The sequence below is a fragment of the Rhizobium sp. BT04 genome (assembly GCF_030053135.1).
Lineage (GTDB): Bacteria > Pseudomonadota > Alphaproteobacteria > Rhizobiales > Rhizobiaceae > Rhizobium > Rhizobium binxianense.
The window spans coordinates 333,773-358,158 of sequence record NZ_CP125652.1 but is presented as its reverse complement, the minus strand read 5'-3'; the positions used below and the strand labels follow the sequence as shown (position 1 = coordinate 358,158).

Below are 24,386 nucleotides of genomic sequence, written 5' to 3'. Positions count from 1 at the left end.
TGGTGACGTTATCGCATTTCGTCCGGTGCGGCAGTGCCTGTAATGGCAAGTCCCGACTTCAAAACCGACGCGACGGCGTACACCAGCCCAAGTCTGGCAATACTTGATTCTCGGTTTTTATCATTAACAAATCGTAATTCCGGCTGATCTTTACCTTTGTTCCAGTGCGCGTGGAACGAACTGGCGAGGTCGTAGAGGTAAAAAGCGACGCGATGGGGCTCCTGCGACTGGGCCGCCGCTTCGATGATCCGCGGGAATTCAGCAAGCTTGGCGACGAGCTGCAATTCGGCCGGATCGCCAATGCCTGCAACGGTTTTCGCGAGTTGCTCGGGTGAAACTTCGAGGTCGGGAAAAGCCTCCCTCGCCTGCCGAAAGACCGACATGCAGCGGGCATGCGCATACTGCACGTAAAAAACCGGATTATCTTTCGACTGTTCCGTCACTTTGGCGAAATCGAAGTCGAGCGGTTCGGAATTCTTGCGGTAAAGCATCATGAAACGGACCGAATCACGGCCGACTTCCTCGACGACATCCCGAAGCGTGACGAAATCGCCCGAACGTTTCGACATCTTCACCGGCTCGCCGTTGCGATAGAGCTTGACGAGCTGGCAGAGCAGCACCGTCAGTTTCGCCTTACCATCCGACACGCCGCGTGCAACCGCTTCCAGGCGCTTGACGTAGCCGCCATGGTCGGCGCCGAGCACATAGATCATTTCGTCGAAACCACGATCGAACTTGTTCTTGAAGTAGGCGACGTCGGCGGCGAAATAGGTGTAGGAGCCGTCCGACTTGATCAGCGGCCGGTCCATGTCGTCGCCCACTTCGGTCGAGCGGAACAGCGTCTGCTCGCGATCCTCCCAGTCCTCGGCAAGCTGGCCCTTCGGCGGCGGCAGCGTGCCCTTGTAGACATAGCCCTTGAAGGTCAGGTCGTTGATTGCCGTGCGGATCGCGGCCGCGCCATTGGCATGCAGCGTACGCTCGGAGAAGAAGACGTCGTGATGGACGTTCAGCGCCGCCAGATCTTCGCGGATCATCACCAGCATCGCATCGATTGTGCGGTCCTTGACGATCGGCATCCATTGGTCTTCCGGCATGTTGTGCAACCGCACGCCATAATCGGCGGCAAGCGACTGGCCGACGGGCACCAGATAGTCACCCGGATAAAGACCCGAGGGGATTTCGCCGATCTTTTCGCCGAGCGCTTCGCGATAGCGCAGGAAGACGGAACGGGCGAGCACGTCGATCTGCGAGCCGGCATCGTTGATGTAATATTCCTTCTCGACGCCGTAGCCGGCAAAGGCGAGCAGGTTGGCCAGCGCATCGCCGACGACGGCGCCGCGGCAATGGCCGACATGCATCGGGCCGGTCGGATTGGCCGAGACATATTCGACGTTGACCTTCCTGCCCGCGCCGAGCGTCGAGCGGCCGTAATCGGTGCTGGCGCCGATCATAGCGGCGAGCAGCCGCTGCCAGTAACCGACGGCGAGCCGAATGTTGATGAAACCGGGACCCGCGACCGAAACATCGGCGACGTCGGCATCCTCCTTCAGCTTGGCGATGATGACGTCGGCCAGCGCGCGCGGGTTGGTTCCGAGCGGTTTTGCCAGCACCATTGCGGCATTGGTGGCGACATCTCCGTGGCTCGCGTCACGCGGCGGCTCGACGGCGATGCGGCCGAAATCGAGCTCGGATCGCTTTTCCCTGACCAGATCGATCTGTTCAAGGGCGGTTTTGATCCTGGCTTCGAAGTCGGTAAAAAGGTTCATCGCACTCTTCCATGCATAGGCTGTGCCAAAAGCTCAAATCGGCCCTTGGCTGGGCGACCGCTGCCTATCGCAAATCCGGAGTGTGGTCAAACAATCGCCTGTGGGCGCTGATCGCGTAGGTGTCGGTCATACCGGCGAGATAATCGCCGACGTGGCGGGCCTTCGGCGCATCGGAGAGGCCGGCAATATGATCGACCCAGTAATGGCTCTGCATCTCCTTGGGATTGGCCATGTAGGCGGCAAAGAGATCGGTGACGATCTGGGCCGCACCGGCGCGGATGCGCATGATATCGGGATTGCGATAGATGCGCTTGAAGAGCATCGCCTTGATCTGCCGGTCGGTTTCGGCCATCCCCTCGGAGAAGGTGGCAACAACCCGGTCGGCGCCGCGGATGTCGGTTGCGCTCCCGGGGCGCAGCAGGGAAAGGCGCTGCTGCGCCACGCCGATCACGTCTTCGACCATGCGGGTGATCTGCCGGCGCATGATTTCATGGGTGAAACGGCTCGGCTCCAGATGCGGGTATCGTGCCCTCACCTCGGCCATCAGCCCGGCAAGGAACGGGATTTCCTCGAGCATATCGAAAGTCAGGTAGCCGGAGCGCAGGCCGTCGTCGATATCGTGGGTGTTATAGGCGATGTCGTCGGCGATTGCGGCGACCTGGGCCTCCAGGCTGGCATAGGTCGCAAGCTCAAGATCGTGCAGTTCGCAATAATCGAGGATCGGCTGCGGAACCGGGCCGCGTGTACCCACGCCATCGGGTGTCAGCAGCGGCCCATTATGCTTGACGAGACCTTCGAGGCTTTCCCAGGTCAGGTTGATGCCGTCGAATTCGGCATAACGCCGCTCCAGCTTGGTCACGATGCGCAGCGATTGTGCATTGTGGTCGAAGCCGCCATAGGGCAGTAGCACCTCGTGCAGCGCGTCCTCGCCGGTATGGCCGAACGGCGTGTGGCCGAAATCGTGGACCAGCGCCACGCCCTCGGCCAGATCCTCGTCGAGCTTCAGGGCGCGGGCGAGCGCGCGGGCAATCTGCGCCACCTCGATCGTGTGCGTCAGCCGGGTGCGGTAGTGATCGCCGTCCTGGGCGATGAAGACCTGGGTCTTATGCTTCAGCCGGCGAAAGGCGGTGGTGTGGACGATGCGGTCGCGGTCGCGCTGGAAATCGGAGCGCGTCGGGCTTCCGTCCTCCGGATAAAGCCGTCCGCGCGTCGTCCAGGGGTCGGCCGCATAGACCGCTCTTTCACTGCTGCCGAAACCTAAAGCACGCGTATCGATCGTCATTCTTCACCGTCATCCTGCATGTTGGCGCATCTGCCCATTGACGCCGCTTTGCGCTCTTCATACCTATAGCCCGACCAAACGGCAAAGAGGCGCTTTTTTACCGCTTCGGCGCATCATGGCCTTTTTTCGAAGATCATGATAAGTTTGTTTGATATCAGGCATTTGAACATTTGAGTGCCAAAACCCATTCTCTCCGGATCTTGACCCCGGCAGGAGGAAACATGACGGATACGAGTGTAACCCTTTCAGATGCCGCAGCAAAGCGTATCGCTGCGATCGTCGGCGCCGAAGCCGGCAAGAGCGCCCTGCGCGTTTCCGTCGAAGGCGGCGGCTGTTCGGGCTTTTCCTACAAGTTCGATCTTGCCGACGGCGCTGGTGACGACGACGTCGTCGTCGAAAAGAACAATGCCAAAGTGCTGATCGACAGCCTGTCGCTCGTCTACATGGCCGGCTCGGAGATCGACTTCGTCGACAATCTGCTGGGTCAATCCTTCCAGATCAAGAACCCGAATGCGGTGGCGAGCTGCGGTTGCGGCACCAGCTTCTCGATCTGAACATCCAGGCGCATCGCATTCCCCCATCGAACCGGCCGAAGAATTGTTCTCGGCCGGTTTATCGTCTTGTCCTGTTGTAAAAGACCGCGATAAAAGAAGCGCGTCGCGCTTCGAAACACACGCCGGACGACATGCAACAATGGGGCGACATGCAATGACGGGAACGGGAGAGCCATGAAGATCGCGACCTGGAACATCAACGGCGTCAAGGCGCGCATCGACAATCTCACGCAATGGCTCAAGGATTCCGATCCGGATATCGTCTGCCTGCAGGAGATCAAGACGGTCGACGAAGGCTTTCCCCGGCTGGAGATCGAGGCGCTCGGCTATCACGTCGAGACGCACGGCCAGAAGGGCTTCAATGGCGTGGCGATCCTCTCCAAGAGTTCACCTTTCGAAGTGAACCGCGGCTTGCCCGGCGATCCGCTCGACGAACAGTCGCGCTTCCTCGAAGCGGTGTTCACACTGCCCGACACGCGGATCCTGCGCGTCTGCTGCCTCTACCTGCCGAACGGCAATCCCGTCGACACGGAGAAGTATCCCTACAAGCTCGCCTGGATGGAGCGCCTGCGGACGTTTGCCGCCGAGCGGCTGGCCTATGAAGAGATGCTGGTCCTTGCCGGCGATTACAATGTCATTCCGGAACCGCACGACTGCTTCGACCCCAAGGTCTGGGAAAACGACGCGCTGTTTCTGCCGCAGACGCGGGAGGCGTTCCGCAAGCTCGAAAATCTCGGGCTGACGGATGCGGTGCGCGCGACGACGGATGCGACGCAGTTCTATTCCTTCTGGGATTATCAGGCCGGCGCCTGGCCGAAGAACAACGGCATCCGCATCGACCATCTGCTGCTGTCGCCGGAAGCTGCCGACCGGATGACGTCGGCTGCGATCGAAAAACACGTGCGGGCCTGGGAAAAGCCGTCCGACCACGTGCCTGTTATCGCCTATTTCGATTTCGCCGCTTGAGGCTCCCGCCTCAGGTCGCCTGAGGCTCAACCTCAATCGTCGGAGCCGGTCGCGATGTTGTGCGAGAGGGATACCGCCGTGCGGCGGTCGGCCTCGTTGGCAACTGAGAAGGCCTGTTCCTGCAGCGCTTCCATCCAGCTGCAATCCTTCGGCTTGCAGCGGTCGAGTGCCGCCGTCATCAGCGCCAGGCCACGGGCTGTCTGGCCTTCGTCGAAAAGAATATTGCCGAAGACCGCCATGGCGCCGGGATGACCGCTCTTGCGGGCCTGGTTCAGCCATTTCTTCGCCTGCTGCGGGCTGGCATTGCCGCCCTCGCCGGCCAGCATCATCTGCGCCAGCTGGAACTGCGCCTCGGGAACGCCAAAGGTGGAGGCGACCTGAAAATAAAGCTGGCGTGCCTGGCTGAGGTCGATCCGGACCGGACTGCCTGAAATGCCGTGCTTGTAATAATTGGCGAGCGAGAGCAGCGCGTTGACGAAGAAGCCGGTATCTTCCGAGCCGGGTTCGACGCCCTGCTGGGCGATCTCGCTGTAGATCTTGAAGGCTTCGAAATCATCCTGCGTGACGCCATCGCCGTCGGCATACATATTGGCGAGCGCCCAGCGCGAGCCGGTGTGCCCCTTTTCGGCGGCGTATTTATAGGCTTCGACGGCCTCTTCCTTCTGTCCGTTCTTATAGGCTTTGAAGCCGAACTTGAAGAGATCGAAGGGTCCGGATTCCTTGCTGACGCCCGCCTTGATGTCGAATGCGAGGACCGGACCGGACAGCGCCAGCGCTACGGCCATAGACATGCCCAACAGCATGAATTTGAACAGTTTGAACTCGGACGTCACCATTTCAACCGATTTCTTTCGCTCATCACAGGCAGGAGGCAGCGGCGCTGGCGCCGTGCATTCCGCGGATGTATGTCTTCGAGGCGAGCGATCCCGCGGCGAGCTCCATGGCTCCTTTGCCCGCGTCGCATCCAGCCCACTGGCCCTTTCTCAAAGGCCGTATTTTCAGCGCATCGTTCAGAACCACCCGGCTCCCGGCATGGCCCGACTGCAATCTCCGTGGCACTCTTTCAGCAGGTGCGGTATCCGCCTTCCCGCCTTTATCGCATTCGTAACCAGCAAATGTGACGAAACCGGTATCGACATCTCCGGCAATGCCGGGCTGCTCATCCGAGCGGGGCGAAAACCGCAACAATGAACGGCTCGTCGGCGTCGCCGCGGAGCCGGATTGGCGGCTGGAACAGCCTTGTGCGGAAAGCAAAACGACCACAAACAAACGATTGTTGCCAATCGTATCGCGCGATCTGCTGTTACCGGAAAAAAATCGACCCATGCTACTAACTACACGCACCGTAAGCCTGCCATCTCCTCGCCTGCAAATAGCGGTGCTCCCTCTTTGTGGCGGGAAATGGACAAATTCGCCTCACGGCTATCATACGCAAACCGTCGTAAAAAAGTGTTGCTGAATCGTCACAAAACGGGACCGGGAAATGGCATGATTAACGGGCGCGAATAAAGAAGAGCCCGGCAGTGCCGGGCTCCTCAATTCTTCAAATCGTGGAATTAGAACTTGACCTTTAGGCTCGTCGACAGTGCAGCAACTAGATCGTTGCCAAAGGAATAGGAGACATCATCTCCAAACGTGACGCCATTCTGGGTCACAACGCCGGACGAACCGCTCGTCAACACGCCCACGGCACCGGCAAAGCGCCATTCGATATGTTCGGTCGGCGTGTAGGCGGCACCGAGGCCCACCGTCCAGCTGTCGGTCTGCGTGCCATAGCCCTGGCTGGTGCCGCGGTCCCATGTCAGGCTGACGGCGCCTGCCCACTGATCGTTGAACTTGTGGCCGACACCACCGCTGATCGTCCAGCCGTCGCGATAAAGAAGGTCGAGCGAGGTCAACTCCGTCGCACCGCCGGAAGTACAGGCAGCGAGGCCTTTCGTCGACTTCGGGCAGAAAGGCACAGATTGGAGGACACTCCAGTTCGTCCACTTGACCGATCCGAAGGCGAGCCAATCCGGAGCGATACCGCTTTGCAACTTCAGCTCCAGCGAATCCGGCGCTTCGGCAGAGCCGAAGACGTCCGTGACTTGACCTCCAAATGTCGGCACAACTGGAACCTGACGGAGATCAACGGTGCCGGTCAGGTTATCGTACTTGACGCGGCTGTTATAAACGAGACTCGCGCGCATCGCATATTCCGGGATCTCGTAAGCCAGACCGGCGCGCCAGCCCCAGCCGCTATCTTCGAGATCGAGGCGGCCGATGCCGTTGCCGGTGCCGAGCAGAAGCGGAAGCGTGGAAACTAACCGCTCCTTGAAGCCCTCGACTTCCTGATAGAAGGCGCCGCCAATGAAGCGAAGCTGTCCCGGGCCGACGTCGAAGCGATAGGAGCAAGTGCCGCCATAGTTGCGGGTTTTGATCTCGGTTTCGATATTGTTGTTGGCGCCCGCCCAGTTCATACCGGGATTGGAATGCCCGCCAAAGGGCTCGGAATAGTCGATGAGGCAGTCGATCGTATCGGCGAAGCCGGCTTTGAAGCCGATATAGGGAATGGTGTAATTCGCCGTCTCATCGGCGCTGTTTGGACGGGTGTTCAGATTGCCACCCCCGGTGAAGACGGAGGTATTCGTGTCACGGACGTCCTTCAGCCTGCGCTGCGGCGTGACGTAGGTCACGCCCGACTGAAATGAGAAAGGCGACGTATCGAACAGCTGATCGATATTGTATCCGCCGCGCTCCAGACCGCCGGCGAAGGACGGCGATGCAAGCGACGAAAAAAGAACCAGCGACGTTACGCCCTTGGAAAACCTACGCGATGCCATTGTGTCTCCCCCACTCCAGCAATTGATGTCACGCCACTCTAGTAAGTGTTTCCTCGCCATGGCAACGCGCCCCACGGCGGCGCTCCCAGGCATTGCAGCGGCCAACTTACGTAAAGAAATTGACGGACACGTCAAAAAATCTGGTTAATAAAATTTTATTCCAGAGTTTTGGATTTTCAGATGGGCTTTTGGGTTTTCATTCCAAACATTGCGGAAGCTGTATCAATCCGACAACAGTGACAGTTTTCGCCGGTCGGATTGCCGTAAAGCCACAATCCACAGGCTCAGCGCCTGAAGCCGGCCGCTTTCCAGACCGAATCATGCACGCCCAAAACGACAAAAAGACGCGCCCGCAGCGGGGCGCGTCTTTGAAATAACTTACCAAAATGGACGGTGAAACTTATCCGGCTTCGCTCACCCTGGAAAGGGCGGTCTTCAGGCTGCTGATCTGGCCCTTCAGTTCTTCGAGGCGCTCGCGCTCGGCCTCCACCACTTCGGGATTGGCGTTGGCGACGAACTTCTCGTTGGAGAGCTTGCCGTTGATGCGGGCGATCTCTGCTTCCATCTTGGCAATCGCTTTTTCAAGCCGAGCCTTTTCGGCGGAGAGGTCGATTAGATTGCCGAGCGGCAGGCAGATCGTGGCCTCGGCGACGACGATCTGAGCGGCGCCCTTCGGCGCATTGTCGGCCAGCGATATCGCCTCCACACGCGCAAGCCGCTTGATGGCGGCGTCGTGGCGGAACAGCCTTTCGCGCGTCAGGTTGTTGGCCTTGACGACGACGAGCGGGGCTGTCGCCGATGGCGGCACGTTCATTTCGGCGCGCACCGAGCGGATGCCGGAGACGAGGTCGATTAGCCAGTTGATCTCGTCGGCGGCCGCGTCATCGGCATAAGACGGCGACGGCCATTCGGCATGGCAGACCAGTGTGTCGCGCTCCTTGCCCTCGCCGGCCGTATGCGCCCAGAGCTCTTCGGTCATGAAGGGCATGAAGGGATGCAGCAGCTTGTAAATCTCTTCGAGAATATAGGCGCTGCAGGCCTGGGCCTCGGCCTTGGCGCCTTCATCCTCGCCGTTGAAGACAGGCTTCAGGAGCTCGAGATACCAGTCGCAGACCTCGTTCCAGACGAAGCGATAGAGCGCGCCGGCGGCATCGTTGAAGCGGAAGGCTTCGAGCGCTTCCGTAACGTCACGTTCCGTACGGGCAAGCTCCGTCAGGATCCAGCGATTGATGGTGAGTTCGGCGGCTTCAGGAACGAAATGCGGGTCGCTTTTGGCGCCGTTCATCTCGGCGAAGCGCGTGGCGTTCCAGAGCTTGGTGCCGAAATTGCGGTAGCCGGCGATGCGGGCCGGATCGAGCTTCACGTCGCGGCCCTGCGCAGCCATGATCGCCAAGGTGAAACGCAGCGCGTCGGCGCCGTATTCGTCGATCAGTTCCAGGGGATCGATGACGTTGCCCTTCGACTTCGACATCTTCTGCCCATTCTTGTCGCGCACCAGCGCGTGAATGTAGATCGTATGGAAGGGCTCGACGGGATCGCCATTCTCATCCTTCATGAAATGCAGGCCCATCTGCATCATGCGAACGACCCAGAAGGGGATGATATCGAAACCGGTGACGAGAACGTTGGTCGGGTAATAACGTGCAAGTTCCGGCGTCTCATCCGGCCAGCCGAGTGTCGAGAAGGGCCAGAGTGCCGAGGAGAACCATGTGTCGAGCACGTCCTCGTCACGCGTCAGGATCTCGCCCGGCTTGAAGTTTTCCAGCAGGTCCTCGACATAGGCCTTCATCGGCCCCTCATGTGAGAGGTAATGCTGGATCGCCGCCTGGAGCGCCTCTTCCTCGGTCTTTTCGACGAAGACTTGGCCATCCGGGCCATACCAAGCGGGAATCTGATGCCCCCACCAGAGCTGGCGGGAAATGCACCACGGCTCGATGTTCTCCAGCCAGTTGAAATAGGTGTTTTCCCAGTTCCTGGGGATAAACCTTGCTCTTCCCTCGCGAACGGATTCCAGCGCGGGTTGTCCCAAGGTCTTGTTGTCGACAAACCATTGTTCCGTCAACCGCGGTTCGATCGGCACGCCACCGCGATCGCCGTGCGGGACCATGTGCTTGTGCGGCTCGATCTTATCGAGGAGGCCGGCCTCCTCGAAAATCTCGACGATGACCTTGCGTGCATAGAAACGGTCCTGCCCTTCCAGGCGATCCCAGGCGCCATGGAGTGCCGCCGGATTGTCGAGACCCTCGAGGAAGTCCTCATTGTCCTTGATGGCGATCGTGCCGTCGATATTCATGATGTTGATGGCACGCAGCTTTGCCCGCTTGCCGACCTCGAAGTCGTTGAAGTCATGCGCAGGCGTGACCTTCACCGCGCCGGTGCCAGCCGTCGGGTCCGCATAGGAATCGGCGACAATCGGAATTTTGCGACCGACGATCGGTAGGATGACATGCTTGCCGACGATCGGCTTATAACGCTCATCCTCGGGGTTCACGGCAATGCCGGTATCGCCCAGCATCGTTTCCGGCCGCGTCGTCGCGACGACGATATAGTCACGCGTCTCGAATTCGGTCGGCTTGCCCTCCTCGTCGAAGGCAATCGGATATTGATAGGTAACACCAGGCTCGAGCGGATAGCGCAGATGCCAGAGATGCCCCTTCACCTCCTGTTGTTCGACCTCCATATCGGAGATAGCAGTCAAGAGTTTGGGGTCCCAATTGACGAGGCGCTTGTCCTTGTAAATCAGGCCTTCCTTGTAGAGCGTGACGAAGACTTCGAGAACGGCCTTCGACAGGCCTTCGTCCATGGTGAAGCGCTCACGCGACCAGTCGCATGATGCGCCAAGGCGCTTCAGCTGGTTGAAGATCAGGCCGCCCGATTCGGCCTTCCACTCCCAAATCTTGTCGATGAAGGCGTCGCGGCCCATCTCGCGGCGGCCCGGCAGCTGCTGCTCCATCAGCTTGCGCTCGACGACCATCTGCGTGGCGATGCCGGCATGGTCCATGCCCGGCTGCCAGAGCACGTCCTTGCCGCGCATGCGCTCGAATCGCACCAGGATATCCTGCAGCGTGTTGTTCAGCGCGTGACCCATGTGCAGCGAGCCGGTGACGTTCGGCGGCGGGATCACGATGGTGAAGGTCTCGGCCCCGGGCTTGGCGTTCGCGCCGGCGCGGAAGGCGTCCGCATCATCCCATTTGGCGGCGATTTTCGGTTCGACGGCAGCAGAATCATAGGTCTTGTCGAGCATTTTCTGACCAATTTCGAGGTTCGAGGGTGGCGTTTGTAAATAGGATGGCCACGGCCAAGTCAATAAAAAAGCCGCCCCGGAGACCGGAGCGGCTCTTCCACGAAAAAGCAATCCGATCAGCGGCGCGGGCCGCGCGCCACGCGCTCGATTTCCTCGCGCACCAGCCGTTCAACCAGAGTCGGCAGATTATCATCCAACCATTCGCGCAGCATCGGGCGCAGCATATCCTCGGCGATCTCATCCAGCGAGCGGCGCTCGGCCCCGTCGATCGCGGCGGCGAGCTCCTCGAAGGAGCGGCTGATCTGCAGGCCGGCATCCGCCGAAAGCAGCGCCGGCTGGACCTCGTCCATAACGCTTGGCAGGAAACGCTCGGCCGACGACTGAGCGGGTTCAAAAGCCGGCGGCGGCGTTTCGATAGCAGGCGCCGGCTCGGCGACGACCACCTCAGGCGCTTCCATCAGCACCGGCGCGGCCGGCTGCTCCGGAGCGTGCTGAACAGGCGCTGCAGCGGCCGGGAAAACAGGCTGTGCCGGTTGGGTTTGAGGTTGTGACGCCGCGGCGCGCGGCGGCTCCGGTATTGCGGCCGGCTGCGGTTCGGGCTGGCGGAAACCGCTCGGAATTTCACGCAGCGCCTGGCCGGCCTGCACGGCGCTGCGCTCGGAAGCGGCGCGCACGCGGGCGGCGACATCGGCAAGCGACAGGGCGCGGGCCGGCACTTCTGCTTCGGGCGCGGTGCCGGCCGAATTGGCGGCGACGAAACGGGGATCGGAGGAGCGCATGGCCGGTTCGGGGAACTCCACGCCGGCATAGGTGTCATCCACCGTCAGATGGATCTCGGAGCCGTTCTCATCCTCGTCGGCGCCGTAGACCGGCGGCAGGGATGCGGAAATCGCCTTGCCGGCGCCGGGCTCATTGCTTTCGATGATCTGGCGGATGGACGCCAGAATTTCTTCCATGGACGGTTCACGCGCTACGCTTGGCTGAGCCATTTCTATCCCCGTTATCCAAAAACAACGACCGGATGATGTGGAGCGTTCACCCGAATCACCACGACCTTAGAATACCCCAGCCATGAAAAAAATCATCGCGAATCAAATGAATGCGGCCATGCACAGTTTTGTTACCTGATGGCTGCGCCGTGGCGGCGTCAGGATAAATCATGTTTGTGAAGGCTCTCGTGTGGCCCGGACAAAAAACGGGCGCCGATGGCGCCCGTCGCTGAATGCATCGATAAAATCGGCCTTAGAAAACGAATTCGCGCGCCTTGGCAAAACCCGGCAGCGGCTTGACCGAAGCGTTGAAAAAGACGTTTTCCGAAACGGCGCCGCGCTCGGCGACGAACACCTTGGCGCGGGCGGCATTGCCGTAACCTTCGACTGTGATCAGACGGCCGCCATCGCGCAATTGACCGAGAAGAGCTGCCGGAACCTCCTCGACTGCGCCGTTGACGAAGATCAAATCATAGGGAGCGCCGGCAGCGTAACCCTTTTCGAGCGGGCCGGTGACGACCTCGACCTTGGCATAGTCGGCAAGCTTCGCCTTCGCTTCGGCGGCAAGCGCCTCGTCACATTCGAGTGCGATGACGGAGCCGGCAATGATCGACAGCAGCGCCGATGTGTAACCGGTGCCGCAGCCGACTTCGAGGACAAAATCATCCTTGGTGATCTCAGCCAGTTGCAGCAGCTTGGCAAGCGGCGATGCCTCCATCAAGAATCGGGCCGGCTTCCCGGGTGCGGCGGCCGATATCTCGACATCATTGTCGATGTAAGCCAACAGCTTTGCCTTCTCCGGCACGAATGCCTCACGCGGCACCGTGAGAAGCGCCGTCAGCACGGAATGCGAGGTAACGTCCGTCGTGCGAACCTGGGTGTCGACCATCTTTGCGCGCGCTGCTTCGAAATCCATCATGTCCTCTCGCTCGTTGAAAAGCGGTTCCTGTCCCTCGTCTCTTAATCCCCGCCACGGATGCTTTCAAGGCTTGGCAGCCGTCGGCGAAAAGAATCCGGCAGGCGCCTCTTCCACGCCACAGCGGACACGCGGCGCTGCAGCTCAAGCGTGGCATCCCCTGCCCCTTCATGTTATGATTTGCAGCGGAGGAAATAGGAGGAGCAGGCCGTGTCTGCGATTTTCGAATATTTCACGCTGTTCGATTTCTTCATCGTCGCAGCGCTCATCGGCATATTCTGCTGCGGGCTGCTGGACGGCGAAACGACCCTGAAGTGACAGGGCACGAACCGCGCTCGAAGATAGCCCCTGCATGGCGTCTGCGGCAATATCACGCCGGTGGACGCAGGATATCCGCTCGGTTCCTTTGGAAGATCAATGCGATTGCCGGCCGCGCCCCATGCGCGACGCCGCATCGCCGAACCAGCCGCAATCAGACCATCTATGTCGCGTGGAATTTTTTGGAGGCCTCGCCCGGAATTGAACCGGGGTACAAGGATTTGCAGTCCTCTGCGTCACCACTCCGCCACGAGGCCTCACACGCTCATTATCTGAGCCGTGGCGAGCGTTTAGAATGATCGTAAGGAAATCGCAAGGGGGCATTTCGGAAAAACGCCATTCCGCCGCTGCCGAAAATGCCATTTTCCCGTCCCGCAACGGAACGGGCGCAGGCTGGAAATTCCATGACCGGGACGATGCTCTATTCCCTGCCGATGATTGCCTTCGAAACAAATTGTCAGCTTGACGATCGTCCGCCAGGCTTCATATTGCCACCGGGAGGGTGATAGGAGCTGCAATGAATTGGGCTACCCTCAAATCGAAGCACGTGCGTGCGGCATACAATGCCGAGAGCCGGGATCTCCATGTAAAGTTTCCGGGTTCTCCACCGGTGAAACATGCGGACATTCCGCCGCACGTCTACCAGAACCTGCTGGAAACCAGCGATCCGGACTTCTATTACAAATATTATATTGCGCCTTCCCGCGTATCACCGGGCCGCGGACATGCGGTTTCCGTGTCCTACGCGATGAAGCTCGTCCTCATCCTTGCCGGCTGCAGCCTGTTCATGGCAACCAGCCTTGATCCGGACCATGGCGGCATTTTCGAGGAAAGCGAACTCAGATCGAACTAAAGCATGTCGCGCAAAAGTGTGCCGCGGTTTTGCCAGGCAAAGCGTGAAACGCTTTTGCCGAGACATGCGAGAAAATAAACAGCTAAAGCGCAAGGAGCGAATCTGAAAGATTGCGACGCGCTTTAGGCTGGACCGGCTCAATCACAGAGCGGCAATGCGGCTGGATGCAGCGTCGAAAATGTCGCTTCTGTTCTGACTGCGGTAGCGGCGGTCGTCCCGGTTGCGGTCGTTGCCGCCATCACGCTCGTTCCGACCGTTGAAATTGCGATAGTTGCGAGGCCCGTTATAGCTGCCGCCTTGGCCGTGGTCGACCACGCAGCCTTCGGGACGGCGGCAAATGCCGCGAGCGTCAAAACCGCGGCTGTCGATGGCTTGGGCCGCGGCGGGAACGCCGGAGAGAATCGTCGCCGCCGACAGCGCGATTACAAACAATGCCTTCATTCCTCACCTCGACCATTGTGACGCATTTTTCGCGTTTTACATTCCATAAACCACGAATACGAAAAGCGCTCACCGTTCCATGAACATCTCAGAGGTGGCGTCAGCCAGCCGGGTTCCGACGCCTATGCCACCAGACCGCCAGCCGCCGCCGAAGCCGGCGTGCAACAGGCAGATCGTGGGAAAGCACGAGGAAGCCGAGCGGCAGCATCCAGAAGCCCAAGATCGGCAGGAAGCCCAGGAGCCCACAGAGAATGAGGGCCACGCCGATCGCCATCCGCGCGATGCGCGAGCGCGGCATGCCGATGCTGAAGGAGCCGAGCATAAGCCTGCCGCTGGCGTGATCGATACCGAAGCGCCGTGCCCGCTTCTTGGGCTTTTCGCCGCTTCTCATCTCTTCGCGATCATTCCCGTTCGTCATTCCCCAGAGATGGGCACCGACACCCCAAATACAAGTTCATTTCATTTTTTTGAAAAAACTGCTTGGCAAATCGGGAAAGCGTTTGTATTAGCCCACTCACACCGCGCCAAGCAGTGATCCCTGGTAGCTCAGCGGTAGAGCATTCGACTGTTAATCGACAGGTCGCCGGTTCGAATCCGGCCCGGGGAGCCATTTTTCAAGCAAGCGCCTGTTTCGTTGATGAGTCCGAAAGCAGGCGTTTTCTTCCTTCCTTTCTCCCGCTGTTGAAATCGATTTCTGCCGTTGGCTGGTTCTAGCCAGAAATCGGTAGCCCCGTAATCCTTGCCATAATTCACAAGCCGCCTACACTTACTGCATGAAATCAGATTGCTGGCGACCACGGATGAACTGGCGCTTTGCTGATGATGATTGAAAAAGGTCGGCGCGAACTCTCGCGTCGACCTTTTGTCTTCTTTGCGTTGGGAAAGGCCGTACTCCGAGCACCAGCATGCAAAGCCCTACGCAGCCGACCAGCTTTGCGTTGACGATCAGATGATATACGACTGCGGCAGGACGCGACTGCCATTAACTTTAGAATGGGGTCGGGCGGCAGATTGACGTCACGTCGCCGCCACGAGATCACGTGGCCGTTCTCTCTTCACCATTGGAGAAATTTGAAAGACCGAACTCCCGGCTCCTGCCGCGGAACGCATTCTATCGCCACGGCAGCCGTATAGGGTCACGGCCATGGCTCTCGGTATGGCAATCGGAATGAGCGCCGCACAAGCGCCGCTCTTTGCGGACAGGAGCCGACCGCCTCTAATAGCTGCACGAACGACCCTCGCGGGGGCGGAAGCCGTCCGCACAGGCCGGGTTCATCGAATCTCCCGGCTGATATCCGGATGCGGAGCCATATGAATTCGGCGGTGTCGAGCAGGCCGAGGTCAAGGCGGCAAGGCTGATTGCTCCGGCTGCTAGAAATGCCCGAAATCTGCTCATCAAATGCTCTCCAGTTTACGGCGGGAGTGATGAGAGCCTCTGCTCTCTCCTCCGGATCACTCTTCAACCAAGGATATAGGCGCGCTCCCCGCTGGCGTTAACTCCGGGCGCGCAAGATTTTCGTCGATCTCCATGAGATCCGCATGAAGATCGTCGATGAGTAAGCCGGCCGGGAACAAAGACCGTGGTTAAAAGTTGAGTGGCATCAACAACGTAACGTCAGTTTCTGACAGGAGGTCTCTCATGGGTCGCGGTATTCTACTTTGGCTGCTCGGTGTTCCACTGCCGATCATCATTCTTCTTGCTCTGTTTATGCGATAGGAACAGATCATGTCGGTTTCAATGACAGGTTCCGGAGAGATTGCCACTCCGGTCGAATCCTCCAAATCGGCAATGACATGGGGGCCTATCTTCGGGGGTGCCGCCGCCGCCATCGGCGTGACCCTCATCCTTTTGCTTCTCGGATCCGGGCTCGGGCTGACAATGGTGTCGCCCTGGTCGGGCCAAAGCAGTTCGCTCGGGACGCTCGGCGTGGCGGCGGCGATCTGGCTGGTGCTGGTGCAATGGCTCTCTTCGGCGCTCGGAGGCTATATTACCGGCCGGCTGCGCACGAAATGGGCGGCCGTCCACACCGATGAAGTTTTCTTCCGCGACACCGCGCATGGTTTCATAAGCTGGGCTCTGGCGACGGTCTTCGTCGCCGGATTTCTTGCCTCGTCGCTGACGTCGCTGGCCGGCGCGGGTGCACAAGCCGTGGGTTCGGCCGCACAGGCGGTGGGATCGACGGCCACTGTCGCCGGTGCGGCAGCAGCATCGCCGGCAACTGCCCCGGTGGACCTCTCCACTTCCTATTTTACCGACGCATTGCTGCGCCCTGGCCAGGTGCGTGAGGCGGCGACATCCAATGATGCCGCGGCAACATCCGAGGTATCGCGCATCCTTCTCAAGGGCGCCGCCGAGGGCCAAATCCCGGATGACGACAAGGCCTATCTCGCCAGCATCGTCTCTGCTCGGACCGGCCTTTCCGAAGCCGATGCGCGCACCCGCGTCGATACGGTGCTGAAGCGTATCGATGACGCCAAGGTCGCCGCCCAGAAAGCGGCCGACGAGGCCCGCAAAGCGGCATCCACCACGGCCTTGCTCGGCTCGTTGTCGCTGCTGATCGGGGCTTTCATCGCCTCTGCCGCTGCAGCGCTTGGCGGATCGCAACGCGACGAAGAGGAAGACCTCCTCGTTCGGCCCCGGGTCTGAGAAACTAGGGAAACCGGAGGCGCGGGGTCGAAAGTCCCGCGCCCCTTTATATGAGCCCAGCGTCCTTTGCGCATTGGATAAGACGCGCGGGACTGTCGGTGGCGGTTTATTTCGCATTGAACGGAACATGTGGCCGGTTTTGAGCTTCGGTTAAGTCAAACCCTTTCCGGAGAAAATAGATGGCCAAGAAGACGTCCAAGACCTCGCCCTCGGACACCGCAACGATCCATGATCAAAAACTGCAGCGGGGTGCAGGTGGTGAGCTTCATCAGTTCGCCGAAGACGGCATGCCGGTGCTGACCACAGCGCAAGGCGGCCCGGTCTCAGACGATCAGAATACACTTCGTCTCGGCGCCCGCGGCCCCGCCCTCATCGACGACTTCCATTTCCGCGAGAAGATCTTTCATTTCGACCACGAGCGCATCCCCGAGCGGGTCGTCCATGCCCGCGGGTACGGCGCTCACGGCTACTTCGAAACCTACGAATCCCTGGCCGCCTATACCCGGGCCGATCTTTTCCAGCGGCCCGGCGAAAAAACACCGGCTTTCGTCCGGTTTTCGACCGTCGCCGGCAGCAAGGGTTCCTTCGATCTGGCGCGCGACGTGCGCGGCTTCGCGGTGAAGCTCTACACCCAGCAGGGAAATTGGGATCTGGTCGGCAATAATATCCCCGTTTTCTTCATTCAGGATGCGATCAAATTTCCCGATGTCATCCATTCGGTAAAGCCGGAGCCTGACAAGGAATTTCCGCAGGCGCAGTCGGCGCATGACAATTTCTGGGACTTCATCACCCTCACGCCGGAAAGCATGCACATGATCATGTGGGTGATGTCGGACCGGGCGATTCCGCGCTCGTTCCGCTTCATGGAGGGTTTCGGCGTTCACACCTTCCGCTTCGTCAATGCAGCGGATGAATCGACCTTCGTCAAATTCCACTGGAAACCGAAACTCGGCCTGCAGTCGGTCGCCTGGAACGAAGCAGTCAAAATCAATGGTGCGGATCCGGATTTCCATCGCCGCGACCTCTGGCAGTCGATCCAGGCTGGAAACTTCCCGGAATGGGAACTTTGCGTGCAGCTTTTCGATCAGGACTTTGCCGACACGTTCGATTTCGACATTCTCGATCCGACGAAGATCATTCCGGAGGAGATTCTTCCGGTTAAACCGATCGGCCGTCTCGTGCTCGACCGTATGCCCGAGAACTTTTTCGCAGAGACCGAACAGGTCGCCTTCATGACGCAGAACGTTCCCCCCGGCATCGACTTCAGCAACGATCCGCTTCTGCAGGGACGGAACTTCTCCTATCTCGACACGCAACTGAAACGTCTGGGCGGTCCGAATTTCACACATCTGCCGATCAACGCCCCGAAGTGTCCCTTCCACAATTTCCAGCAGGATGGGCATATGGCGATGCGCAATCCCGTCGGGCGCGTCAACTACCAACCGAACTCGTGGAATCAGGGACCACGGGAATCGCCGGTTCAAGGCTATCGTCACTTCGCCGCCGAGGAACAGGGTCCCAAGGTGCGGCTGCGGCCGGAAAGCTTTGCCGATCATTACAGCCAGGCGCGGCAATTCTACATCAGCCAGACTCCGCCGGAGCAACGCCATATCGCCGCAGCGCTGACCTTCGAACTGAGCAAGGTCGAGACACCGGTCATTCGCGAGCGGATGGTTTCGCATCTGATGAACATCGACGAGACGCTGGCCAGCAAGGTCGGCCACGCACTCGGCTTCAAGTCAATGCCGAAGCCTGCCGATGCCGCCATGCCGACGCGGCAGGATCTCGAGCCGTCGCCGGCGCTCAGCATCATCGAGCGCGGTCCGAAACGGTTCGAAGGACGCAAGCTCGGTATTCTTGTCAGCGACGGCACCGATGCCGCAGTCTTCAAGGCGCTGCTTGCCGAGATCACCGAGCAGAAGGCGACGTTCGAAGTGATCGCACCAAAGATCGGCGGCGTGACGCTCTCGGACGGCAATTGGATCGAGGCCCATCAGATGATCGACGGCGGGCCTTCGGTGCTTTACGACGCCGTCGCCCTCCTCCCCTCGGCCGAGGGAACCGGCGATCTGCTGAAGGAGGCGACGGCCCGCGATTTCGTGTCGGATGCCTTCGCCCACTGTAAGTTCATCGGTTATGTGGAAACAGCGCTGCCGCTCATGCAAAAGGCCGGCATTGCCGATTCCCTGGATGAGGGCGTGATTGCGCTCGGCGCGGCGAAGGATGTCAGCGCCTTCATCAAGGCGCTTGGCAAACTCCGGGTCTGGGGTCGGGAGCCATCGGTCAAGCTGAATTGACCGTCTCGTCGTCATCCGTAAGGGAACGACTTGTCGTCAGCATAAACCCGCGGAAACGCGGGTTTTATGTACGTTTACGGCGTTATTTGTTGAGCCCAGGCGATGGAAGTAACTCCAATCTGCTCTATCTTCTCTTTGGCGCGCTGTGGAGAGCCGTATGCACTGGCGCTTTCGACAGATCTCTGACTTGGCCGTCTCATGGGCAGGGCATCGCGTGGTCCCTGTCACGCTGATCGCGTTCATAGCTCTATGGGTGGCCGTGGGTCTCAGCTTTTCCTTCCCACGGCAGTGGTTTCTGCTGACCAATATGCTCGGGACACTCATTGTATTTTTTATCTTGCTGCTGGTGCAGCACTCCCAAAATCGGGACATGATGGCACTCCATGCCAAGCTCGATGAGCTGATCCGCTCAAGCAAGGCAGGAAGCCATTGGATTGCGGCTGAGAAGAAGGACGCCGACGCCATCGAGGGAATGCGCCAGCAACACCACGGCCAAACCTCAGAGACCGTGAGTTAGGTGGACGTTGCTTCCGCCGCGGATTTCTCATCCGCTTTTTCCTCGACGCATTCGGCCTTTTCGGCAAGGGTCTTGCTCATTTCCCTGAGTTCGTCCTCATCCAGCTTTTCGATACCGACAAATTTGTTGGCGGCCTGGCTCGTCAGGATGAGTTCGTCAAGCTTGGCCTGCAGAGCCTTACCGTCACGGTTCTGGCTGTTCTGCAACACAAACACCATCAGGAAGGTGATGATGGTCGTGGTGGTATTGATGACAAGCTGCCAGGTTTCAGAATAGCCGAAAAAGGGGCCGGACACCGCCCAGACAAGCACGAGCGCAAGAGCCGCGACAAAGGTGAACGGCTTTCCCGAGAGGTCAGCGACGGTAGTTGCAAAGTGCGAGAAGAAGTTGGGTTTGTTCGACATCTGAAAAGCCTCGTTCGATCGCAGCATCAGTGCTGTCAATCGACAGCATCAACTCCATATCCAGGCCGAAGTTCCTCGCGCCGCCGAGGTCGATCAAATTGAACGGCGCGGTCTTGCTGTGCCCGCAAGCTGCCATCGAATTGGCAGCATTCAAAAGTTGAGCCCCCGTCATGAAAAAGCCGGCCCTGATGAGGCCGGCTTCCAAAGCTATTCGGAGAACATCAGATACGCGTGCCGGTCGAATAACGCCCGCGTTCGGCATCGACTTCGGCCGGCGTATAGGGATCGAGCGTATCGTCGAAGCGTTCCCAGCCATTTTTGGCATAGGATGCACGCCGCTCGGCAACGTCGACACTTTGGGAACGGTCAAGAATCGCCTTGGCTACCATGGCCTTATCATCCTCGACACGCGCTGTGACCAGCGAGCCGCCTCGGCGGACGCCTTCGGCGTAGACGTGGGCGTCTTCTTCGGGCACACCCGATTTGACGAGTGCCCCAACCACGCCGCCTGCGGCCCCTCCGACGACTGCGCCGGCAGTTGCTCCGGCCAACGTTGCGACCAGCCATCCGGCGGCAACAACGGGGCCGACACCCGGAATGGCGATCATGCCAAGACCCGTCAGCAGACCGCCGGCACCGCCTGCGAGAGCGCCAATCCCGGCGCCGGTGCCGGCGCCTTCAGCGGTATTGCTACCCTGCTCCTCGACGGCGCGGCCATCGCCGGTATTCGAAACGATGCTGATTTCCTTCGATGCAATGCCGGCAGCTTCGAGCTGACCAACGGCCGATTTCGCATCTTCATAAGTGTCGAACAGTCCTGTTACAGTCTTCATAATGTTATCCTTCGATGTTGAGGAAAGGCTCGGCCCCTCACTTGACGACGATGTTGCCCTGGTAATCGAGTGCCACCTGCACCTGCTTGGCATCCTTCGTTGCAGACGCACGCCACACGCCCTTATCGTCAAGCTTGAGGCCGGTGACGGCGCTATAGCCGGCATCCGCAAGCCGCGACTTGGCCTGGTCTTCCGTGAAACTGTTCTTGCCTTGGACAGGCGCGCCCGGATTTTGGGTATCAGGCGTCGCCACAGCTGGCGTTTCCTGGGTTGTCGTCGGTGTCTGGCTCTGGGCGAGCGAAACGGAGGCGGCGATCAGGAAGGCAGCCGTTGTTAATAGAATCTTTTTCATTGGTTTCCTCGCGTTCATATCTTCGTCGGAAGATTGCCGCTGATAACCCGGTGCCGGCGGGTATGTTCCCCTCGCCTGCAAAAGAAAATAAGATATCTGAATAACTTAGCTGGTGGACTCCTGATCAAGAGCGCCCCCGGATCCGGAAATGTGGTCACTCCGGAAAAATATTGTGCAGCGCAGCAACCATTCGCTAACTGATACGTTTAGTTAAGCATCACCGCCATCCCGGCTGCTGATTGGCGGAGACTTTCATGAGATCTATGTCAGACACCATCGCGCGCCTCGCTGCGCTGCGAGGAACGCTTCGCCCCCAACCCGGGCAGGACAACCCCGATCTCGTCGCCTTGGCCGCGTTCGGCTCAAATCCGGGGAACTTGGCGGGTTATACCTACCTGCCGTCAAAGCGCGGGAAAAACATGGCCCTGGTCGTCGTCCTGCACGGCTGCACGCAGACTGCCGCCGGCTATGATATCGGGTCGGGGTGGTCTGGATTGGCCGAGGACTATGGTTTTGCGCTGCTGTTTGCCGAGCAACACAGGGCAAACAATCCAAACCTCTGCTTCAACTGGTTCAACCCGGAGGATATCCGCCGGGATCACGGCGAGGTCTTTTCCATTCGCCAGATGATCGCAAAGGTCACCGCGGAACACGGCATCGACGGCAGGCGCGTGTTCGTGACCGGGCTTTCGGCCGGCGGCGCCATGGCCGCCGCCATGCTTGCCGCCTATCCCGAGGTTTTTGCCGGTGGCGCGATCATTGCAGGCCTGCCATATGCAAGTGCGGCAACCATTCCCGAGGCATTCGACAGAATGCGCGGCCACGGCGGTCCGACTGGCCAAGAACTGGAACTGCGGGTGAGAAACGCTTCGGCGCATGAAGGCCCGTGGCCGACATTGTCGCTCTGGCAGGGAACCGCAGACAGAACCGTCGCGCCATCCAATGCGAATGCGATGGTCGAGCAATGGAGACATATCCACGGCGTCGACGCATTGCCGGCGCGCGTCGAAAATATCGGAGGACATCAGCGAAAGGTCTGGACCGATGCGCAGGGTGTCGAGGCGATCGAGCTCTATACGATTGCCGGGATGGGTCACGGCACGCCGCTCGATGTCGGCACCGGCTACGAGGCAAGCGGCCCCTTCATGCTGGACGTCGGCATTTCCTCGACCGTCGAAACCGCCAGATCCTGGGGTCTGGTTCCCTCGTTTGAAAAGCGGCGCGCCCCAAGACCCTCTGCTGCGCAACAGGAAAACGCCACAGCTTCATTCGCCGCGGGCGGCGACCGCGGCGGCATTCAGAAGGTCATCGAAGACGCCCTCCGCTCCGCCGGGCTGCTGCGGTAATATTCGCGACAAACTGGCCTGCATGCCAAGCAGCGGCTACTCGACGGCATGATCCAGCGAGATTGCCGCTATCGGTTTTGAGACTTGGGCAGCGGCCCGTTTTGATGGTTGAGGACGAGTTCGATCTGGACATCTTGCTGAAACTGCAGCACCCGCTGACCGACCTCACTCTCCGGCATGCCGGCTGCCAGAAGCTGATCGGCTATCCTGCGGCATTCGGCTCTCCAGAATTCGATCGCCTCCGCGCCATGCCGCCGGCCGAGTTCGCGGGCGCAGCGCTCGATATTGGCCGTTCCGGTCCCAGAGGGAAAAGCAATAACCCTGCCTTCACGAGAGGCGGCGGGGCGGCAGGTCATTTCAGTAGCCATCGAACACAGGTTCCTTTGATCCTGTTCGTTGTCTACGGGACTATGGTTAATGCTTTCTATCGTTCGTATCCGCTCCTTTGGAGGAGGCAGAATTTGCAGTCCACGGCTGTCACGCCGCCTCGTCTTCGACCTTGACGCCGGCACGCCGATGCGTCGACAGTCCGCATCATGACCGACACTCGAGGCAACTGGGACCACCGATGACGATATCAGCTCCCCGCGATTTCCTGAAAAGCCTGTTCGACGCGGCGGTTCGCGCCGCCGATCCGCTGACCGGCATCAAGGCGCATCTGCCTGACAGGCCGAAGGGACAGACCGTGGTGATCGGCGCCGGCAAGGGCGCGGCGCAGATGGCGCGGGCGCTCGAAAGCGTGTGGGACGGAGCGCTCGAAGGCCTGGTGATCACCCGCTACGGCTATGGCTGCGAGACGCGCGATATCGAGATCATCGAGGCCGCCCATCCGGTGCCGGATGCCGCGGGGCTTGCCGGCGCAAAGCGGCTGATGGAGACGGTGAACGGGCTGAGCGAGGACGATCTGGTGATCGCGCTGATCTGCGGCGGCGGCTCGGCGCTGCTGCCCGCCCCGCCCCCGGGGCTGAGCCTTGAAGACGAGATCGCACTCAACCAAATGCTGCTTGCCTCGGGCGCGCCGATCTCGGCGATGAATGTCGTGCGCAAGCATCTCTCCACCATCAAGGGCGGAAGACTTGCAGCAGCGACCAAAGCGAAGGTCGTCAGTCTGATCGTCTCCGATATTCCCGGCGACAACCCGGCCCATGTCGCCTCCGGGCCGACGGTGCCGGATGGCTCGACGCGGCACGATGCGCTCGAGATCGTCAGGCAATACGGATTGCAGCTGCAGCAGGCAGCACTCGACCATTTGAACTCGCCGAAAGCCGATGCGCCACGGCCGGACGATCCGGTCTTCTTACGGCATGAGCACCACATCATCGCTTCCGCCGGCGTCTCGCTGGAGGCAGCGGCGGCGCTCGCGAAGTCGCAGGGGATCGAGCCGGCGATTCTCTCGGATGCAATCGAGGGGGAATCGCGCGACGTGGCGCTGGTGCATGCGGCGATCGCCCGCGAAGTGTCGGGCCGCAACAGGCCGTTTTCGAAGCCGGTCGCCATCCTCTCCGGCGGCGAGACGACGGTGACGCTGAGAGCCAAGGGCGGCAAGGGCGGACGCAATGGCGAATTCGCGCTCGCCATGGCGCTGGCGATCGACGGACAGGAGGGCATTCATGTCCTGGCCGCCGACACGGACGGGATCGACGGCTCGGAGGATAATGCCGGCGCCTTTGCCGATGGCGGCACGGCAAGGCGCCTGCGCGCCGCCGGCCTCGATCCGCGCCGGCTGCTCGACAGCAATGACAGCTATTCTGGCTTCGCGGCCACCGGTGATCTCTTCGAAACCGGCCCGACCGGCACCAATGTCAATGATTTCAGGGCCATCTTGATCCGCTAGACCGG

At 60.0% G+C, this 24,386-nt stretch carries 24 protein-coding genes and 2 tRNA genes; 9 read left to right on the top strand and 17 right to left on the bottom strand.

Going from position 1 to position 24,386, the window contains the following annotated elements:
- Positions 1 to 8 precede the first annotated feature (8 nt).
- Both argS and QMO82_RS10185 read right to left on the bottom strand, forming a co-directional pair.
- Positions 9 to 1,766, bottom strand: a complete 1,758-nt coding sequence (argS, locus tag QMO82_RS10190; protein WP_183607561.1) for an arginine--tRNA ligase — start codon at positions 1,764 to 1,766, stop codon at positions 9 to 11.
- Between the two features lie 64 nt (positions 1,767 to 1,830).
- Complete coding sequence (locus tag QMO82_RS10185; protein ID WP_183607562.1) at positions 1,831 to 3,048, bottom strand: deoxyguanosinetriphosphate triphosphohydrolase; 1,218 nt, start codon at positions 3,046 to 3,048, stop codon at positions 1,831 to 1,833.
- A 221-nt stretch (positions 3,049 to 3,269) separates the two neighbouring features.
- On the opposite strand from QMO82_RS10185, the gene erpA reads away from it, so the two are divergent.
- Together erpA and xth are read left to right on the top strand one after the other, a co-directional pair.
- Positions 3,270 to 3,602, top strand: a complete 333-nt coding sequence (gene erpA / locus QMO82_RS10180; protein WP_183607563.1) for an iron-sulfur cluster insertion protein ErpA — start codon at positions 3,270 to 3,272, stop codon at positions 3,600 to 3,602.
- A gap of 174 nt (positions 3,603 to 3,776) precedes the next feature.
- Complete coding sequence (gene xth, locus QMO82_RS10175; protein ID WP_183607564.1) at positions 3,777 to 4,568, top strand: exodeoxyribonuclease III; 792 nt, start codon at positions 3,777 to 3,779, stop codon at positions 4,566 to 4,568.
- Positions 4,569 to 4,600: 32 nt separating this feature from the next.
- Here xth and exoR read toward each other — a convergent pair whose 3' ends face one another.
- The 7 genes from exoR to QMO82_RS10140 all read right to left on the bottom strand — a co-directional run bounded on the left by exoR (position 4,601) and on the right by QMO82_RS10140 (position 13,114).
- Positions 4,601 to 5,404: an exopolysaccharide production regulator ExoR gene (gene exoR, locus QMO82_RS10170; RefSeq protein ID WP_183607565.1), complete on the bottom strand. Its 804-nt coding sequence runs from the start codon at positions 5,402 to 5,404 to the stop codon at positions 4,601 to 4,603.
- Between the two features lie 22 nt (positions 5,405 to 5,426).
- Positions 5,427 to 5,894 (bottom strand): hypothetical protein, encoded by a 468-nt coding sequence (locus tag QMO82_RS10165; RefSeq protein WP_183607566.1) that lies wholly within the window; start codon positions 5,892 to 5,894, stop codon positions 5,427 to 5,429.
- A 230-nt stretch (positions 5,895 to 6,124) separates the two neighbouring features.
- A complete protein-coding gene (locus tag QMO82_RS10160) occupies positions 6,125 to 7,390 on the bottom strand; it encodes an OmpP1/FadL family transporter (protein WP_183607567.1) in 1,266 nt (421 codons plus the stop codon).
- Positions 7,391 to 7,790: 400 nt separating this feature from the next.
- The gene (locus tag QMO82_RS10155; RefSeq protein ID WP_183607568.1) at positions 7,791 to 10,634 is read right to left on the bottom strand and encodes a valine--tRNA ligase; all 2,844 of its coding nucleotides are present in this window, start codon (positions 10,632 to 10,634) and stop codon (positions 7,791 to 7,793) included.
- Between the two features lie 116 nt (positions 10,635 to 10,750).
- A complete protein-coding gene (locus QMO82_RS10150) occupies positions 10,751 to 11,623 on the bottom strand; it encodes a DUF2497 domain-containing protein (protein WP_183607569.1) in 873 nt (290 codons plus the stop codon).
- Positions 11,624 to 11,876: 253 nt separating this feature from the next.
- Positions 11,877 to 12,542: a protein-L-isoaspartate O-methyltransferase gene (locus QMO82_RS10145; RefSeq protein WP_183607570.1), complete on the bottom strand. Its 666-nt coding sequence runs from the start codon at positions 12,540 to 12,542 to the stop codon at positions 11,877 to 11,879.
- 498 nt (positions 12,543 to 13,040) lie between these two features.
- Positions 13,041 to 13,114 (bottom strand) — tRNA-Cys (locus QMO82_RS10140).
- A 260-nt stretch (positions 13,115 to 13,374) separates the two neighbouring features.
- Between QMO82_RS10140 and QMO82_RS10135 the strand changes: the two genes are divergently transcribed.
- Positions 13,375 to 13,710 (top strand): KTSC domain-containing protein, encoded by a 336-nt coding sequence (locus tag QMO82_RS10135; protein ID WP_183607571.1) that lies wholly within the window; start codon positions 13,375 to 13,377, stop codon positions 13,708 to 13,710.
- A 141-nt stretch (positions 13,711 to 13,851) separates the two neighbouring features.
- On the opposite strand, the gene QMO82_RS10130 is transcribed toward QMO82_RS10135, so the two are convergent.
- Positions 13,852 to 14,151, bottom strand: coding sequence for a hypothetical protein (locus QMO82_RS10130; protein ID WP_183607572.1), 300 nt, complete (start codon positions 14,149 to 14,151; stop codon positions 13,852 to 13,854).
- 100 nt (positions 14,152 to 14,251) lie between these two features.
- Positions 14,252 to 14,569, bottom strand: coding sequence for a hypothetical protein (locus tag QMO82_RS10125; RefSeq protein ID WP_183607573.1), 318 nt, complete (start codon positions 14,567 to 14,569; stop codon positions 14,252 to 14,254).
- Positions 14,570 to 14,686: 117 nt separating this feature from the next.
- Here QMO82_RS10125 and QMO82_RS10120 point away from each other — a divergent pair.
- A tRNA-Asn gene (locus QMO82_RS10120) sits at positions 14,687 to 14,761 on the top strand.
- Between the two features lie 606 nt (positions 14,762 to 15,367).
- On the opposite strand, the gene QMO82_RS10115 is transcribed toward QMO82_RS10120, so the two are convergent.
- A complete protein-coding gene (locus tag QMO82_RS10115) occupies positions 15,368 to 15,547 on the bottom strand; it encodes a hypothetical protein (protein WP_246718274.1) in 180 nt (59 codons plus the stop codon).
- Between the two features lie 330 nt (positions 15,548 to 15,877).
- On the opposite strand from QMO82_RS10115, the gene QMO82_RS10110 reads away from it, so the two are divergent.
- From QMO82_RS10110 to QMO82_RS10100, 3 genes are all read left to right on the top strand, one after another.
- A complete protein-coding gene (locus QMO82_RS10110; RefSeq protein ID WP_183607574.1) occupies positions 15,878 to 16,798 on the top strand; it encodes a hypothetical protein in 921 nt (306 codons plus the stop codon).
- A gap of 179 nt (positions 16,799 to 16,977) precedes the next feature.
- A complete protein-coding gene (locus tag QMO82_RS10105; RefSeq protein ID WP_183607575.1) occupies positions 16,978 to 19,095 on the top strand; it encodes a catalase in 2,118 nt (705 codons plus the stop codon).
- A 157-nt stretch (positions 19,096 to 19,252) separates the two neighbouring features.
- Positions 19,253 to 19,612, top strand: a complete 360-nt coding sequence (locus QMO82_RS10100; RefSeq protein WP_183607576.1) for a low affinity iron permease family protein — start codon at positions 19,253 to 19,255, stop codon at positions 19,610 to 19,612.
- Here QMO82_RS10100 and QMO82_RS10095 read toward each other — a convergent pair.
- The 4 genes from QMO82_RS10095 to QMO82_RS10080 are packed head-to-tail and all read right to left on the bottom strand — an operon-like array spanning position 19,609 to position 21,201.
- The gene (locus QMO82_RS10095; protein WP_183607577.1) at positions 19,609 to 20,016 is read right to left on the bottom strand and encodes a low affinity iron permease family protein; all 408 of its coding nucleotides are present in this window, start codon (positions 20,014 to 20,016) and stop codon (positions 19,609 to 19,611) included. The two genes, QMO82_RS10100 and QMO82_RS10095, sit on opposite strands and share 4 nt — an antisense overlap.
- The gene (locus QMO82_RS10090) at positions 19,967 to 20,221 is read right to left on the bottom strand and encodes a hypothetical protein (RefSeq protein ID WP_183607578.1); all 255 of its coding nucleotides are present in this window, start codon (positions 20,219 to 20,221) and stop codon (positions 19,967 to 19,969) included. Before QMO82_RS10090 ends, QMO82_RS10095 begins: the two co-directional genes overlap by 50 nt.
- 16 nt (positions 20,222 to 20,237) lie before the next feature.
- Positions 20,238 to 20,849 carry a general stress protein gene (locus QMO82_RS10085; RefSeq protein WP_183607579.1) on the bottom strand — a complete coding sequence of 204 codons (612 nt, stop codon included), beginning with the start codon at positions 20,847 to 20,849 and terminating at the stop codon, positions 20,238 to 20,240.
- Between the two features lie 37 nt (positions 20,850 to 20,886).
- On the bottom strand, positions 20,887 to 21,201 hold the full coding sequence (locus QMO82_RS10080) for a PepSY domain-containing protein (protein ID WP_183607580.1): 315 nt from the start codon (positions 21,199 to 21,201) through the stop codon (positions 20,887 to 20,889).
- Between the two features lie 254 nt (positions 21,202 to 21,455).
- Between QMO82_RS10080 and QMO82_RS10075 the strand changes: the two genes are divergently transcribed.
- The gene (locus QMO82_RS10075) at positions 21,456 to 22,547 is read left to right on the top strand and encodes a PHB depolymerase family esterase (RefSeq protein ID WP_183607581.1); all 1,092 of its coding nucleotides are present in this window, start codon (positions 21,456 to 21,458) and stop codon (positions 22,545 to 22,547) included.
- Between the two features lie 68 nt (positions 22,548 to 22,615).
- Here QMO82_RS10075 and QMO82_RS10070 read toward each other — a convergent pair whose 3' ends face one another.
- Complete coding sequence (locus QMO82_RS10070; protein ID WP_183607582.1) at positions 22,616 to 22,915, bottom strand: DUF6074 family protein; 300 nt, start codon at positions 22,913 to 22,915, stop codon at positions 22,616 to 22,618.
- Positions 22,916 to 23,115: 200 nt separating this feature from the next.
- Here QMO82_RS10070 and QMO82_RS10065 point away from each other — a divergent pair, with 200 nt between their 5' ends.
- Positions 23,116 to 24,381 carry a glycerate kinase gene (locus tag QMO82_RS10065; protein WP_183607583.1) on the top strand — a complete coding sequence of 422 codons (1,266 nt, stop codon included), beginning with the start codon at positions 23,116 to 23,118 and terminating at the stop codon, positions 24,379 to 24,381.
- Positions 24,382 to 24,386 lie beyond the last annotated feature (5 nt).

Coding starts and splice junctions, on each gene's coding strand:
- argS (WP_183607561.1), bottom strand. CDS start 1,766: ATGAACCTTTTTACCGACTTCGAAGCCAGGATCAAAACCGCCCTTGAA.
- QMO82_RS10185 (WP_183607562.1), bottom strand. CDS start 3,048: ATGACGATCGATACGCGTGCTTTAGGTTTCGGCAGCAGTGAAAGAGCG.
- erpA (WP_183607563.1), top strand. CDS start 3,270: ATGACGGATACGAGTGTAACCCTTTCAGATGCCGCAGCAAAGCGTATC.
- xth (WP_183607564.1), top strand. CDS start 3,777: ATGAAGATCGCGACCTGGAACATCAACGGCGTCAAGGCGCGCATCGAC.
- exoR (WP_183607565.1), bottom strand. CDS start 5,404: ATGGTGACGTCCGAGTTCAAACTGTTCAAATTCATGCTGTTGGGCATG.
- QMO82_RS10165 (WP_183607566.1), bottom strand. CDS start 5,894: ATGGGTCGATTTTTTTCCGGTAACAGCAGATCGCGCGATACGATTGGC.
- QMO82_RS10160 (WP_183607567.1), bottom strand. CDS start 7,390: ATGGCATCGCGTAGGTTTTCCAAGGGCGTAACGTCGCTGGTTCTTTTT.
- QMO82_RS10155 (WP_183607568.1), bottom strand. CDS start 10,634: ATGCTCGACAAGACCTATGATTCTGCTGCCGTCGAACCGAAAATCGCC.
- QMO82_RS10150 (WP_183607569.1), bottom strand. CDS start 11,623: ATGGCTCAGCCAAGCGTAGCGCGTGAACCGTCCATGGAAGAAATTCTG.
- QMO82_RS10145 (WP_183607570.1), bottom strand. CDS start 12,542: ATGATGGATTTCGAAGCAGCGCGCGCAAAGATGGTCGACACCCAGGTT.
- QMO82_RS10135 (WP_183607571.1), top strand. CDS start 13,375: ATGAATTGGGCTACCCTCAAATCGAAGCACGTGCGTGCGGCATACAAT.
- QMO82_RS10130 (WP_183607572.1), bottom strand. CDS start 14,151: ATGAAGGCATTGTTTGTAATCGCGCTGTCGGCGGCGACGATTCTCTCC.
- QMO82_RS10125 (WP_183607573.1), bottom strand. CDS start 14,569: ATGACGAACGGGAATGATCGCGAAGAGATGAGAAGCGGCGAAAAGCCC.
- QMO82_RS10115 (WP_246718274.1), bottom strand. CDS start 15,547: ATGAGCAGATTTCGGGCATTTCTAGCAGCCGGAGCAATCAGCCTTGCC.
- QMO82_RS10110 (WP_183607574.1), top strand. CDS start 15,878: ATGTCGGTTTCAATGACAGGTTCCGGAGAGATTGCCACTCCGGTCGAA.
- QMO82_RS10105 (WP_183607575.1), top strand. CDS start 16,978: ATGGCCAAGAAGACGTCCAAGACCTCGCCCTCGGACACCGCAACGATC.
- QMO82_RS10100 (WP_183607576.1), top strand. CDS start 19,253: ATGCACTGGCGCTTTCGACAGATCTCTGACTTGGCCGTCTCATGGGCA.
- QMO82_RS10095 (WP_183607577.1), bottom strand. CDS start 20,016: ATGTCGAACAAACCCAACTTCTTCTCGCACTTTGCAACTACCGTCGCT.
- QMO82_RS10085 (WP_183607579.1), bottom strand. CDS start 20,849: ATGAAGACTGTAACAGGACTGTTCGACACTTATGAAGATGCGAAATCG.
- QMO82_RS10080 (WP_183607580.1), bottom strand. CDS start 21,201: ATGAAAAAGATTCTATTAACAACGGCTGCCTTCCTGATCGCCGCCTCC.
- QMO82_RS10075 (WP_183607581.1), top strand. CDS start 21,456: ATGAGATCTATGTCAGACACCATCGCGCGCCTCGCTGCGCTGCGAGGA.
- QMO82_RS10070 (WP_183607582.1), bottom strand. CDS start 22,915: ATGGCTACTGAAATGACCTGCCGCCCCGCCGCCTCTCGTGAAGGCAGG.
- QMO82_RS10065 (WP_183607583.1), top strand. CDS start 23,116: ATGACGATATCAGCTCCCCGCGATTTCCTGAAAAGCCTGTTCGACGCG.